This is a genomic window from Vibrio sp. 03_296 (assembly GCF_002265885.1).
In genome coordinates, this window is the sequence record NZ_NPKW01000030.1 from 1 (window position 1) to 12,222 (window position 12,222).

General features: G+C 46.7%; 10 protein-coding genes and 1 rRNA gene. All 11 read right to left on the bottom strand.

All coding sequences use genetic code 11. From position 1 onward, the window contains the following. Window positions 1-248 (bottom strand): 16S ribosomal RNA (locus CIK04_RS02495); the annotation flags it as partial. 464 nt (window positions 249-712) lie between these two features. Further along, on the bottom strand, window positions 713-1,426 hold the full coding sequence (gene fre, locus CIK04_RS02505) for an NAD(P)H-flavin reductase (protein ID WP_017420170.1): 714 nt from the start codon (window positions 1,424-1,426) through the stop codon (window positions 713-715). Between the two features lie 14 nt (window positions 1,427-1,440). Further along, window positions 1,441-1,713, bottom strand: a complete 273-nt coding sequence (locus CIK04_RS02510; protein ID WP_097353702.1) for a 2Fe-2S iron-sulfur cluster-binding protein — start codon at window positions 1,711-1,713, stop codon at window positions 1,441-1,443. Further along, entirely contained in the window at window positions 1,710-3,563 is a 1,854-nt protein-coding gene (ubiD, locus tag CIK04_RS02515; RefSeq protein WP_097353703.1) for a 4-hydroxy-3-polyprenylbenzoate decarboxylase, read from the bottom strand. The genes CIK04_RS02510 and ubiD overlap by 4 nt, the downstream gene beginning before the upstream one ends. A 92-nt stretch (window positions 3,564-3,655) precedes the next feature. After that, a complete protein-coding gene (locus tag CIK04_RS02520) occupies window positions 3,656-4,648 on the bottom strand; it encodes a hypothetical protein (RefSeq protein WP_097353704.1) in 993 nt (330 codons plus the stop codon). A 164-nt stretch (window positions 4,649-4,812) separates the two neighbouring features. Beyond that, window positions 4,813-6,250, bottom strand: a protein-coding gene (locus CIK04_RS02525) for an IS1182 family transposase (RefSeq protein ID WP_128824585.1) whose coding sequence is annotated in 2 segments (ribosomal slippage) — window positions 4,813-5,889 and window positions 5,891-6,250 — 1,437 coding nt in all. Because the reading frame shifts where the segments join, the coding sequence is not laid out codon by codon here. A 116-nt stretch (window positions 6,251-6,366) separates the two neighbouring features. Beyond that, a complete protein-coding gene (gene glmU, locus CIK04_RS02530; RefSeq protein ID WP_097353389.1) occupies window positions 6,367-7,728 on the bottom strand; it encodes a bifunctional UDP-N-acetylglucosamine diphosphorylase/glucosamine-1-phosphate N-acetyltransferase GlmU in 1,362 nt (453 codons plus the stop codon). Window positions 7,729-7,881: 153 nt separating this feature from the next. Then, a complete protein-coding gene (locus tag CIK04_RS02535) occupies window positions 7,882-8,304 on the bottom strand; it encodes a F0F1 ATP synthase subunit epsilon (protein ID WP_011079056.1) in 423 nt (140 codons plus the stop codon). Window positions 8,305-8,322: 18 nt separating this feature from the next. After that, window positions 8,323-9,726: a F0F1 ATP synthase subunit beta gene (gene atpD, locus CIK04_RS02540; RefSeq protein ID WP_038940371.1), complete on the bottom strand. Its 1,404-nt coding sequence runs from the start codon at window positions 9,724-9,726 to the stop codon at window positions 8,323-8,325. A gap of 35 nt (window positions 9,727-9,761) precedes the next feature. Next, a complete protein-coding gene (gene atpG / locus CIK04_RS02545; RefSeq protein WP_017419850.1) occupies window positions 9,762-10,628 on the bottom strand; it encodes a F0F1 ATP synthase subunit gamma in 867 nt (288 codons plus the stop codon). 43 nt (window positions 10,629-10,671) lie between these two features. After that, window positions 10,672-12,213, bottom strand: a complete 1,542-nt coding sequence (atpA, locus tag CIK04_RS02550) for a F0F1 ATP synthase subunit alpha (protein WP_013570873.1) — start codon at window positions 12,211-12,213, stop codon at window positions 10,672-10,674. Window positions 12,214-12,222: the final 9 nt, after the last annotated feature.

Below are 12,222 nucleotides of genomic sequence, written 5' to 3' on the forward strand. Positions count from 1 at the left end.
GCTAATCCCACCTGGGCATATCCTGACGCGAGAGGCCCGAAGGTCCCCCTCTTTGAGCCGAAGCTATCATGCGGTATTAGCCATCGTTTCCAATGGTTATCCCCCACATCAGGGCAATTTCCCAGGCATTACTCACCCGTCCGCCGCTCGCCACCCGAGAAACAAGTTTCTCTGTGCTGCCGCTCGACTTGCATGTGTTAGGCCTGCCGCCAGCGTTCAATCTGAGCCATGATCAAACTCTTCAATTAAAARKTTTTTTGAAGCTTTCGCTTCGGCTCAATGAATACTGAATAAATTGACTGTGCCGATACTTAGTATCGTTTTGGTCACTCAGTTCATTGATAAATCTTTTGGATTATCATCAACGAGTGCCCACACAGATTGATAGGTTTATATTGTTAAAGAGCTTGCTTTTCGAGAAGTTTTTCTCTCAAAGCGGAGGTGCATTCTAGCGAGTTAATTTGAAGAGTCAAACACTTTTTCAAATTTATTTTCTCAGAAGCTTTTACCTCACCCGACGTTGCTGAGGCCTTACGCCGTCTGCCGTGTCGGTGGATGCGCATTATAGGGAAGGCAGTTTCTTTGGCAACCCCTAATTTGAAAAAAAGTCACCAAAAGCGTTCGTTTGATTACAAAGACAACGATATGGCGCAAAAGAGAGCAAAACACCCCCTTTTGCGACTAATAAGATGGGGTAAATGATAGGACTAACTTAAATAAAGGCGTATGCATCAGCAAACATTCTTTCACGTTTAGCTTGTTTTTGCTGTGTAAATTGCTCTCTTGCTAAGCCAGCCATCTCAAATCGACCAGCGATGTAAATGTCATAGTTCTCCAAACTACTAAAATCCTCGTGGATGGCTTGTAATACATTACCCACTTTTCCCTGCCAACTCGCAGGAGACTCTTCCACGACGGGAATAAAATGCACATTCGCACTTTGATTGGCAATCAAAGCCAACTCTTCGCTCGCGTAAAGTTGTGAATAATCCCTAGCACCCCAGTAAAGATAAATTGGGTTTGGCTTATTCTGCGCGATGCAGTGATCGAGAATAGAACGTACATAACTAAAACCCGTTCCACCCGCAATAAGTAACATCGGTCTTTCGCTCTCTTCACGAATCCACGCATCGCCATGCGGGGCGTCGATATCAATATAGCTATCGTTATCCAATGCATTTTGCATCACTTCCACCACTTCAAGTGCATAGGCATTATGCTCGGCAGCACCGATGTGTAACTCTAACTCCCCTTGATGACGACAAGGGCTACTGGCAATGGAAAATGGGCGCTTGTCTTTCTCACCCATCACCACCATGAGATATTGACCTGCCTTGAAGGAGACTGGGTTTTCAGGATGCAATAGGATCTGGTAAGTGTTGCTGGCTAGTGGCTTAATCGACTTTACTTTACATTGAATTGTCATGGTATTCCTCTGACTTACTCTTCGGCGAAGGTAAGTTCTAAATTACTTTCTGCATAGGCCAGACAAGGAAATATCCAGCCTTGTCGTTGTTCTTGTTCAGTTAATAGTGGCTCTAGTTGATAGCGGATCTCTCCAGAGACTTTCCGGCACATGCACATTGCACATGAGCCCATTTGGCAACGGTTTGGAAACGCAATGTTATTGTTGAGCGCAGCGTCCAAAACCGTTTCACCTTCTCTGACAACAAAAGAGATATCCATAGGAAGAAGGCGTACCATATGGCTCATAGGATACCGAACTCCTGCCAAAGCGCATCGACTTTAGCCACAAGTTTAGGATCTTTTTTAATCGGTTTACCCCATTCTCTCGTGATTTCATCAGGGTACTTATTGGTTGCATCAAAAATCAATTTGGCACAGCAACCCTCACTACTCTCTATCTTCAAGGTATCGCGTGATGGATCCATCCGCGTAGTGATCGCCCAAATGATGTCATGCCAGTCATCGGCTTTGACATCGTCATCACACACAACGATAAACTTATTGCTCTGTTTGACGCTCTCTATTTGCCATAAGCTTTCTACAACTTCTTTGCATTGCCCTGCATGGGTTTTATTGATTTTAACCACCATAAACTGACCGCTCGCCACTGCTGGCACATAGACATCAGATATTAAAGGGTGGACCGCTTTAAGTGCATTCACATCGATACCTATCTGCGATACAAACTCTGTGGCCACCGTCGCCCCCTGCAATGCAAGCTCCGCCTCCCATTTTATGGTGGCATCTAGGCCCATCTTCGAACCTAACCCAGCGACAGGTGAGGCAAAATCGAGTGAATCTATCGGCGTGCTCTCAATAAATAGAGAGTCGAGTATCGGGTTCATATTGTTCGTCATTGCCTTAACGACATCGTCCCAATCACGCGCATTCACTGATTCATCACACACCACTACATATTTGGTGTACATGAACTGACGCAAGAAAGACCAAACACCCATCATCACGCGCTTCGCATGGCCTGGGTACTGCTTTTTCATGGTCACGACAGCCATTCGGTAAGAGCAACCTTCCGGTGGCAGATAGAAATCTTCTATTTCAGGGAACTGCTTTTGCAAGATTGGCACGAAAACTTCGTTGAGGGCCACCCCTAATACCGCAGGTTCATCAGGTGGACGACCGGTGTAAGTACTATGATAGATGGGCTCTTTACGCATGGTAATATGCGTGATGGTAAAAACGTGGTGTTTTTCCTTTTCATTGTAATAGCCAGTATGGTCACCATAAGGCCCTTCATCGGCATACTCGCTCGGATCGATATAGCCTTCGAGGACGATTTCTGCACTCGCGGGAATTTCGAGATCATTGCTGACGGACTTAACCACTTCGGTTTTACTGCCACGCAAAAGACCTGCAAACGCATATTCCGAAAGAGTATCCGGTACTGGTGTCACTGCACCTAAGATAGTCGCAGGGTCCGCACCAAAAGCGACGGAAACAGGAAATGGCTTTCCGGGGTACTTTTCCATCCAGTCACGCAAATCCAGAGCCCCACCTCGGTGTGCTAGCCAACGCATGATGATTTTGTTTTTCGCGATTTTCTGTTGACGGTAGATCCCCAAATTTTGGCGTTTTTTGTTGGGGCCTCGCGTAATGGTTAATCCCCAAGTTAGCAGTGGCGCAACATCATCTTGCCAACAGCTCATCACGGGAATCTTGTCCAGATCAACCTCTTCACCTTGCCAAACTACTTCTTGGCATGCGGCTTTACGCAGACGTTTCACAGGCATGTTTAAAACTTGCTTGAACACTGGCAACTTATCTAAAGCGTCTTTAAAACCTTTAGGTGGCTCAGGCTCTTTGAGATAAGCAAGCCACTGACCCACCTCACGCAATTCTTTAACTTGTTCTCTTCCCATCCCCATAGCAACGCGCTCAGCGGTACCAAATAAGTTTGTCAACACTGGGATATCGTAACCAATTGGGTTTTCGAACAATAAAGCCGGACCACCCGCTCGCAGTGTTCGATCGCTGATCTCGGTCATTTCATAAGCGGGATCAACTGGGTGAGTAATGCGCTTTAATTGCCCTTTCTTCTCTAGGTGATTGAGGAAATCGCGTAAATCCTTAAAACTCATAGGCCTTCTACATGAAGTGGGTAAACTTGAGGCAGTATAACAAAACGCATTTCGATAGGATCCGCTAATTTTGTGAGGCTATTTTGCAACTTTTATTTTAAAGCTTGTGCGATGAGATGACGCTTAACCGGGTAGCCACCCGATAATACCTCTTGCAACCATCGCTCATGACCTTGTTTACTGAGCTCTTTTGCCACCAGCGCTGCGTCATCAGGCAGAGCCATTCTCGTAATGAGAAACTGCTTCACGTCTTGGGAAAGCGGATGTTTACTCGCCAGCACCTGAATCGCTTGTTCTTTCAGGCTTGGATTCAACGCTGCCGCCATCACTTGTTGTAGCGCCTGTTCATCCCCCATGGACGCCAAACGTGTTAACTCTGCTTGGCTGTTATGATCGGCTTTCATCCGCCACAGTAGATGGTACAAATCTGAACGTTCACTCACTTGAGCAAAACGCACCACTACGGCAGAAGAAGGTAACCAAGTGGTGATGGGCTTATCAACTAATTGATTCACTAATCGATCTAACGCCTCTGGCGACAAACTGTCCAACTCTTTGAGTAGCAAAGATTCACGCAATTGAATTTGATTCATAGAGCCTGAGAGCCATGTCTGCAAATCAAGCTTTCCTTGCTCCGCTAATAAAATGAACTCCAACGTGGATTGGTCTTGTTTCCAGCGTTTTATAAGTCGACTGGCAATGGCAGGATAGTTAAACGCAGGGACAGTAAACTCGTAACCCTCCCCTTTTTCTACCACTTGATAAGGTGGCGTTCGCTTGATTTGTGACTCAACAAAAAGCGCCATCCGAGGCGTTAAGATCACTTGATTTTTCTCAAGCTTATCGAGCAAGACATAACGCACCACTTCTTGTTGCGGGAGTGCCAATCGTTCTAAAGAAAACTTCAGCTCATTTGTTTTGTCGCGAAGTGCATAATCCAAAAGCTCAGAGACTTTACTCTCGACTTGTTGATCTTGAAGCCACTGCTGCACCGTGTCAGCGGGCACTTCCTTCGCCAACGCTATCTGCGGCATCCAAAACAGTGATAAAGAGAGGAGTAGCGACGACAACAGTCCATGTTGCATATTAACCTCCTGTTAACATTTGAATCCATTCTGAACAGTTATTCGGCTAAATGCAAACAAAAACGCCACTCGAGGTGAGTGGCGTCAGATTGATGACGAACCCCGCTTTTTAAGTGGGGTTCTTTTTTGGAAGCGACCGTAGGTCGCGATCGTGATTTTTTTTGTTATATCGTGCGCAGAAGTTTCCATTCATTACAYGGGTATACAGAAGCAAGTATCTGCCTTATTTCTGCCATATTTAAGCCCATTTTTCGTAGATAGTTCACCACCAACGCTATCTTCTTGATGTTTTGGGCTGCCGCTGCCAACCAACATTGCATTTGCACATTGGCTAGACCTCGGAAGCGAGCATAACGATGACCATGATGTTGCTTGGCRTCTGCAAAGCTCCGTTCTACTGTTTCACTTCGACGTCGATAAGTCTTCTTGCCATAGGAAGAGAGCCGCATTTGATTTGCTCTYTCTACGGCATCGCTATAGATATGCCGAGTAATCACTTTCTTCATGTTTTTGCTTTGAGTGCAGTCATCCCTCATTGGACAGAACGCACACTCTTTCGGGTCTGAGTGGTATTCTCGGTAGGCATCGCGWGATGTGGTTTTATAAAGCAACRCCTGMCCATTCGGACATTGGTAGCWGTCTCTTTGCGCGTCGTAAGTAAAGTGTTTCTTTTTGAAYGCATTTTTCGTTCTCGATGGACGTCGATAACCGAACACGCCAAGAATACCTCGACGTTCAAGTGACTCCGCCACTGGAGCGGTAAAGTAGCCCGCATCCAGTCCAACGGCTATCGGGTTCAATTGGAATGTAGCAAGCGTGTAATCTAAGCGTTGAACGTAAGGCTGTGAGTCATTGATGTTGCCCGCGGTGGTATAGGTATCGAGGATAATTCCRTGTTGACCATCAACGGTTCGATGGTCGAGGTAGAAGAAGCCTTGTGGCTTATTATCACGAGTCATGAAGCCACTCTCTGGGTCAGTGGTGCTGGTTTTGGTATTCTTTGTTTTTGACTCTGATTCACGAGCCTTAAGAGGCTTCTTACCCGCTTTTTYTCGGTCTAACGCGACGTCGTCATCCAGCATATCAAGATAGGCACTCGCGCGAACCGCCGTGACTTTATTGGTGTGTTTATTCTTGTTGGCGTTCGCTTTGAGATGAGTACTGTCCGTAAAGAGCTCTTGACCCGCGACCAAGCCTTTCGTCATGGCTTGCTCTACGATATTGATAAAAATACGTTCGAAATACATCCGTGCCATTAAAGCGACGAATGCGGTTTTGGCTTAGAGTAGAAGCGTGGATGACTTTCTCTGTTAATGACATCCGTAAGAACCAACGGTAAGCGACATTCACTTCAATTTCTTTAACGAGCTGACGCTCACTTTTTATACCAAAGATATAACCAAGCAAGATGATTTTGAAGAGACGAACAGGGTCAACTGGTGGACGCCCATTATCTTTACAATAAAGATGAGCGACTTCATCATGAATGAATTCAAAGTCGATAGCATTATCGATTTTGCGCACTAAATGGTCTTTAGGAACTAACTGTTCCATCGTCACCATTTCCAATTCGTATTGTTGCGGGGTGGGTTCTTGAAGCATATCGGAGTGTCCATATTTCGATACCCCTATTAGATCAAAGGTCTAGCTCGAAAGCTAGACCTTTGTCAGCAGTCTGACGCCGCTATTGCAGCGGCGTTTTTGTTATCCAGCGATAATTACTTTTTCTTAACTGGGCGTTGCCAGCCTGTAACTTTGCGTTCTTTGGCGCGAGTAATCACTAACTCACCTTCTGCAACATCTTTGGTCAAGGTGGTACCAGCACCAATAGTTGCACCATCAGCAATCGTCACCGGAGCGACCAGTTGGCTATCTGAACCAACAAACACGTCGTTACCGATGATGGTTTTGAATTTGTTAGCGCCATCGTAGTTGCAGGTAATAGTACCAGCACCGATATTGGTGCGTTGACCGATTTCAGCATCGCCAAGATAAGTCAGGTGGTTAGCTTTAGACCCCTCACCAATACGTGCATTTTTTACTTCGACAAAGTTACCCACGTGAGAGTCGTTACACATCTCAGCGCCAGGACGCAGACGAGTAAACGGACCAACGGTACATTGCTCACCCACCGTTGCACCTTCAATAACACTGTATGGACGAACGATGGTGTTATCATCGATTTCACAGTCTTTTAGCACACAGCCAGCACCGATAACTACGTTATCACCAAGGGAGACGTTACCTTCAATGATCACATTCACATCGATTTCAACATCAAGACCACACTGCAGCTCACCACGTAGGTCAAAGCGCGCAGGATCACGCAACATCACACCTTGCTCAAGCAGCTTTTTCGCTTGGGCTGCTTGGAATGCACGCTCAAGACGAGCCAACTGAGCGCGATCATTCACCCCTTCCACTTCGATTGGACTAGCTGGGTGAACCGCTTCAACCGCATTGCCTTCATCATGCGCAGCAGCAATGACGTCTGTTAGGTAGTACTCACCTTGAGCGTTGTTATTGTTTAAGCCAGCAAGCCAACGCTTCAGATCACCACCGGTCGCTACCATTACGCCCGTGTTGATCTCTTTAATTAGTTTTTGCTCTTCATTCGCGTCTTTTTGCTCGACGATCGCCACCACAGGACCGTTTTTACGTACGATGCGACCGTATCCAGTTGGATTGTCTAGAACGACTGTTAATAATGCGATACCGCCTTTAGGCTGGGCATCGAGCAAACTTTCAATGGTTTCAGAAGAGATGAGTGGAACATCACCGTAAAGAACCAAGATTTTTTCATCGTCCTGGAACTGAGGAGAGGCTTGATCCACCGCGTGGCCAGTACCCAATTGTTCGGCTTGCAGCACCCAATTAACCGGCTCTTCCGCCAACGCTGCCTGCATTTGGTCACCACCGTGGCCGTACACCAAATGAATGTTCTGAGCACCTAAGCCTGTGCAAGTATCAATCACATGCTTCACCATTGGCTTACCTGCAAGCGTGTGCAGCACCTTGGGAATGTTTGAGTACATACGGGTTCCTTTCCCCGCCGCGAGAATCACCGCGCTAAATTTCATTATTTATAACCTATTGACGTTGCCAAAAATTCTGTCGGCTATTTTACCCAGCTAATGACGAATAGTTAACTTATGGATAAAAATTTCTAATAAAAATTAAGCAAAAAGGCGGTCAAATTGACCGCCTTTATCACTATTAAAACACCGCTAAAATTAACGACGTTTCTTTGTCAGCTCGATAACACGAAGCTGAGCAATGGCTTTAGCCAGTTCACTGGCCGCTTGTGCGAAGTCCATATCGCCATGCTGGTTGAGAATATTCTCTTTCGCACGACGTTTTGCTTCTTCTGCCTTCGCTGCGTCTAGTTCTTCACCACGAATCGCAGTATCAGCCAGTACTGTTGCAGTACCAGGCTGAACTTCTACGATACCACCAGAGACATAAATGAACTCTTCTTCGCCGTGAAGTTTAACAATACGCACCATACCAGGCTTGATAGCGGTCAGCAGCGGTGTGTGGCCATGGAAAATACCCAGCTCACCCTCGCTACCGGTCACCTGAAACGTTTCAACGCGACCAGAAAAGATTTTCTTCTCCGCGCTTACCACATCCAGATGAAAGGTTATTGCTGCCATATCGCCTCCTAGTTAGCCTTATAGCTTCTTAGCATTCTCAATCGCTTCGTCGATAGTACCGCAGTACATAAACGCTTGCTCTGGAATGTCATCGTATTCACCAGCTAGTAGACCTTTGAAGCCACGTAGAGTCTCTTTAAGAGGTACGTAAACACCTGGGTCGCCTGTAAATACTTCCGCTACGTGGTAAGGCTGAGTTAGGAAACGCTCAATCTTACGTGCACGCGCAACCACTTGCTTATCTGATTCAGATAGCTCGTCCATACCTAGGATTGCGATGATGTCTTTCAGCTCTTTGTAGCGCTGAAGTGTCTGCTGAACACCACGAGCAGTGTCATAGTGATCTTGACCTACAACAAGTGGGTCTAGCTGACGAGACGTCGAATCCAGTGGGTCGATCGCTGGGTATAGACCCATCGCTGCGATGTTACGGTTAAGTACAACCGTTGCATCCAAGTGCGCGAACGTTGTTGCTGGAGACGGGTCAGTCAAGTCATCCGCAGGTACGTATACCGCCTGTACAGACGTGATAGAACCTTGCTTCGTTGACGTGATACGCTCCTGAAGTACACCCATCTCTTCTGCAAGAGTTGGCTGGTAACCTACCGCTGAAGGCATACGACCTAGCAGTGCAGATACTTCTGTACCCGCAAGCGTGTAACGGTAGATGTTGTCGACGAACAGTAGAACGTCACGACCTTCGTCACGGAAACGCTCTGCCATTGTCAGGCCTGTCAGTGCAACACGTAGACGGTTGCCCGGTGGCTCGTTCATCTGACCGTAAACCATCGCTACTTTTGATTCTTCAGGCTTCTCGATGTTTACAACGCCCGCTTCCTGCATCTCGTGGTAAAAGTCGTTACCCTCACGAGTACGCTCACCAACACCTGCGAATACAGATAGACCAGAGTGTTGTAGTGCGATGTTGTTGATAAGTTCCATCATGTTAACGGTCTTACCTACACCTGCACCACCGAATAGACCGATTTTACCACCCTTAGCGAAAGGACAAATCAAGTCGATTACTTTAACGCCTGTTTCTAGAAGCTCAGTCGCGTTTGACTGTTCTTCGTAGCTTGGCGCTGGACGGTGAATTGAGTACAGTTCTTCTGCACCGATCTCACCACGCTCGTCAATCGCATCACCAAGCACGTTCATGATACGACCTAGGGTCTTAGTACCTACTGGTACTGAAATTGGAGCGCCTGTATTTACTACTTCAACTCCACGACGTAAACCATCAGAGCTACCCATTACGATACAACGAACTACGCCACCGCCTAGCTGTTGTTGAACTTCAAGAACAAGACGCTCTTTTGAGTCCTTTACGTTTAGAGCGTCGTATACACTTGGTACATCGCTCTGTGGGAACTCTACGTCGACTACCGCACCGATGATCTGTACGATCTTACCTGTAGCCATCGTTAATCCTCTAAACTGTTTCGTTTAACCTAAGCTTAAACCGCTGCTGCACCACCAACGATTTCCGATAGTTCTTGTGTAATCGCAGCCTGACGGGCTTTGTTGTACACAAGTTCTAAGTCGTCAATCAAGTTGGTTGCGTTATCAGTTGCAGCCTTCATAGCAACCATTCGAGCCGCTTGCTCACAAGCAAGGTTCTCAACTACACCTTGATAAACCTGAGATTCCACATAACGCACAAGTAGCGCATCAAGTAGAGACTGAGGTTCTGGCTCATAGATGTAATCCCATGAATGCTCACGCTGCATATCTTTGCTGTCCGATTTAGGCAAAGGTAGCAATTGATCGATCGTTGGTTGTTGAACCATAGTGTTTACGAACTTGTTAAATACAAGGTACAAACGGTCCAATTCACCTTCATCATATTTTTCTAGCATCACGCTAACCGAACCGATCAGGTCTTCCAAACTTGGGCTATCACCCAAACCTGAAACCTGAGCCGCTACTTTCGCGCCGCCATGTTTAAAGAAAGCTGTCGCTTTTGAGCCAATTACCGCAAGCTCAACCTCAGCACCTTTCTCTTTCCATGCCTGCATATCTGTAACCGCTTTTTTGAACACGTTGATGTTCAAGCCGCCACACAGACCACGGTCCGTTGAAATGATGATGTAACCAACACGCTTGGCTTCACGCTCATCTAGGTACGGATGACGATACTCTAGACTTGCATTTGCCACATGACCGATCACTTTACGCATTGTTTCCGCGTATGGACGAGAAGCTTCCATTGCGTCTTGCGAACGACGCATTTTTGAAGCTGCTACCATTTCCATCGCTTTCGTAATCTTCTGAGTGCTTTTAACACTCCCGATTTTACTACGTATCTCTTTTGCGCCGGCCATCGTTACTCTCCATTAGTTGGTGGCAGCCACTGCCACCGACCTATTACCAAGTTTGGGTTGCTTTGAAGTCGTCAGTCAGTTTCTTCAACTGAGCTTCGATTTCATCGTTGTAAGCACCCGTCTTGTCGATCTCAGCTGCTAATTCAGCGTATTGACCACGAGCGTACGATAGTAGAGCTGCTTCGAAATCAAGAACTTTAGAAAGTTCGATATCGCTTAGGTAGCCACGCTCTGCCGCAAAGATAGTTAGAGCCTGGTCAAACACTGACATCGGAGCGTATTGCTTCTGCTTCATCAGTTCAGTTACTTTTTGACCGTGGTTCAACTGTCTCTTAGTCGCTTCATCAAGATCCGAAGAGAACTGAGCAAACGCTGCAAGTTCACGGTAAGCCGCTAGTGCTGTACGGATACCACCAGACAGCTTCTTGATGATTTTCGTTTGTGCAGAACCACCTACACGAGATACTGAGATACCTGGGTCAACGGCTGGACGTACACCCGCGTTGAATAGCTCAGTTTGTAGGAAGATCTGACCATCGGTGATCGAGATTACGTTGGTTGGTACGAATGCAGAAACGTCACCAGCCTGAGTTTCGATGATAGGAAGAGCGGTTAGAGAACCTGTCTTACCTTTCACTTCACCGTTAGTGAAACGCTCTACATACTCTGCGTTTACACGAGCAGCACGCTCTAGTAGACGAGAGTGAAGGTAGAATACGTCACCTGGGAATGCTTCACGGCCTGGTGGGCGTTTTAGCAATAGAGAGATCTGACGGTAAGCGACCGCTTGCTTTGATAGATCATCATAAACAATCAGTGCGTCTTCGCCGCGATCACGGAAGTATTCACCCATTGCACAACCTGCGTATGGCGCTAGGTATTGCAGTGCAGCAGATTCAGATGCTGAAGCCACAACCACAATTGTGTTCTTCAGAGCACCGTGCTCTTCCAGTTTACGCACTACGTTGGCGATAGTAGAAGCTTTCTGACCAATCGCTACGTAGATAGAGAAAATACCAGAGTTTTTCTGGTTGATGATCGCATCGATCGCCATCGCTGTTTTACCAGTCTGACGGTCACCGATGATAAGTTCACGCTGACCACGACCGATTGGGATCATTGAGTCAACTGACTTATAACCAGTTTGTACAGGTTGATCAACCGATTGACGGTCGATTACACCCGGTGCAATCACTTCAACAGGTGACGTTAATTTCGCTTCAATTGGACCTTTACCGTCAATTGGCTCACCTAGTGTGTTCACTACACGACCCAATAGCTCAGGACCAACTGGCACTTCAAGAATACGACCAGTACCTGTTACTTTCATGCCTTCCTTAAGGTCAGCATATGGGCCCATTACTACCGCACCAACCGAGTCACGCTCAAGGTTAAGTGCTAGTGCATAACGGCCACCCGGTAATTCAATCATTTCACCTTGCATCACGTCCGCTAGGCCGTGAATGCGAATGATACCGTCGCTTACCGATACGATAGTACCTTCATTGCGAGCTTCACTAACAACGTTGAAAGATTCAATACGCTGTTTAATTAGATCGCTAATTTCCGTGGAATTAAGTTGCATGCTCCAATC

Excerpts from the sequence above, each read along its gene's own strand:
- fre (WP_017420170.1), bottom strand. The coding sequence starts at position 1,426 with ATGACAATTCAATGTAAAGTAAAGTCGATTAAGCCACTAGCCAGCAAC.
- CIK04_RS02510 (WP_097353702.1), bottom strand. The coding sequence starts at position 1,713 with ATGAGCCATATGGTACGCCTTCTTCCTATGGATATCTCTTTTGTTGTC.
- ubiD (WP_097353703.1), bottom strand. The coding sequence starts at position 3,563 with ATGAGTTTTAAGGATTTACGCGATTTCCTCAATCACCTAGAGAAGAAA.
- CIK04_RS02520 (WP_097353704.1), bottom strand. The coding sequence starts at position 4,648 with ATGCAACATGGACTGTTGTCGTCGCTACTCCTCTCTTTATCACTGTTT.
- glmU (WP_097353389.1), bottom strand. The coding sequence starts at position 7,728 with ATGAAATTTAGCGCGGTGATTCTCGCGGCGGGGAAAGGAACCCGTATG.
- CIK04_RS02535 (WP_011079056.1), bottom strand. The coding sequence starts at position 8,304 with ATGGCAGCAATAACCTTTCATCTGGATGTGGTAAGCGCGGAGAAGAAA.
- atpD (WP_038940371.1), bottom strand. The coding sequence starts at position 9,726 with ATGGCTACAGGTAAGATCGTACAGATCATCGGTGCGGTAGTCGACGTA.
- atpG (WP_017419850.1), bottom strand. The coding sequence starts at position 10,628 with ATGGCCGGCGCAAAAGAGATACGTAGTAAAATCGGGAGTGTTAAAAGC.
- atpA (WP_013570873.1), bottom strand. The coding sequence starts at position 12,213 with ATGCAACTTAATTCCACGGAAATTAGCGATCTAATTAAACAGCGTATT.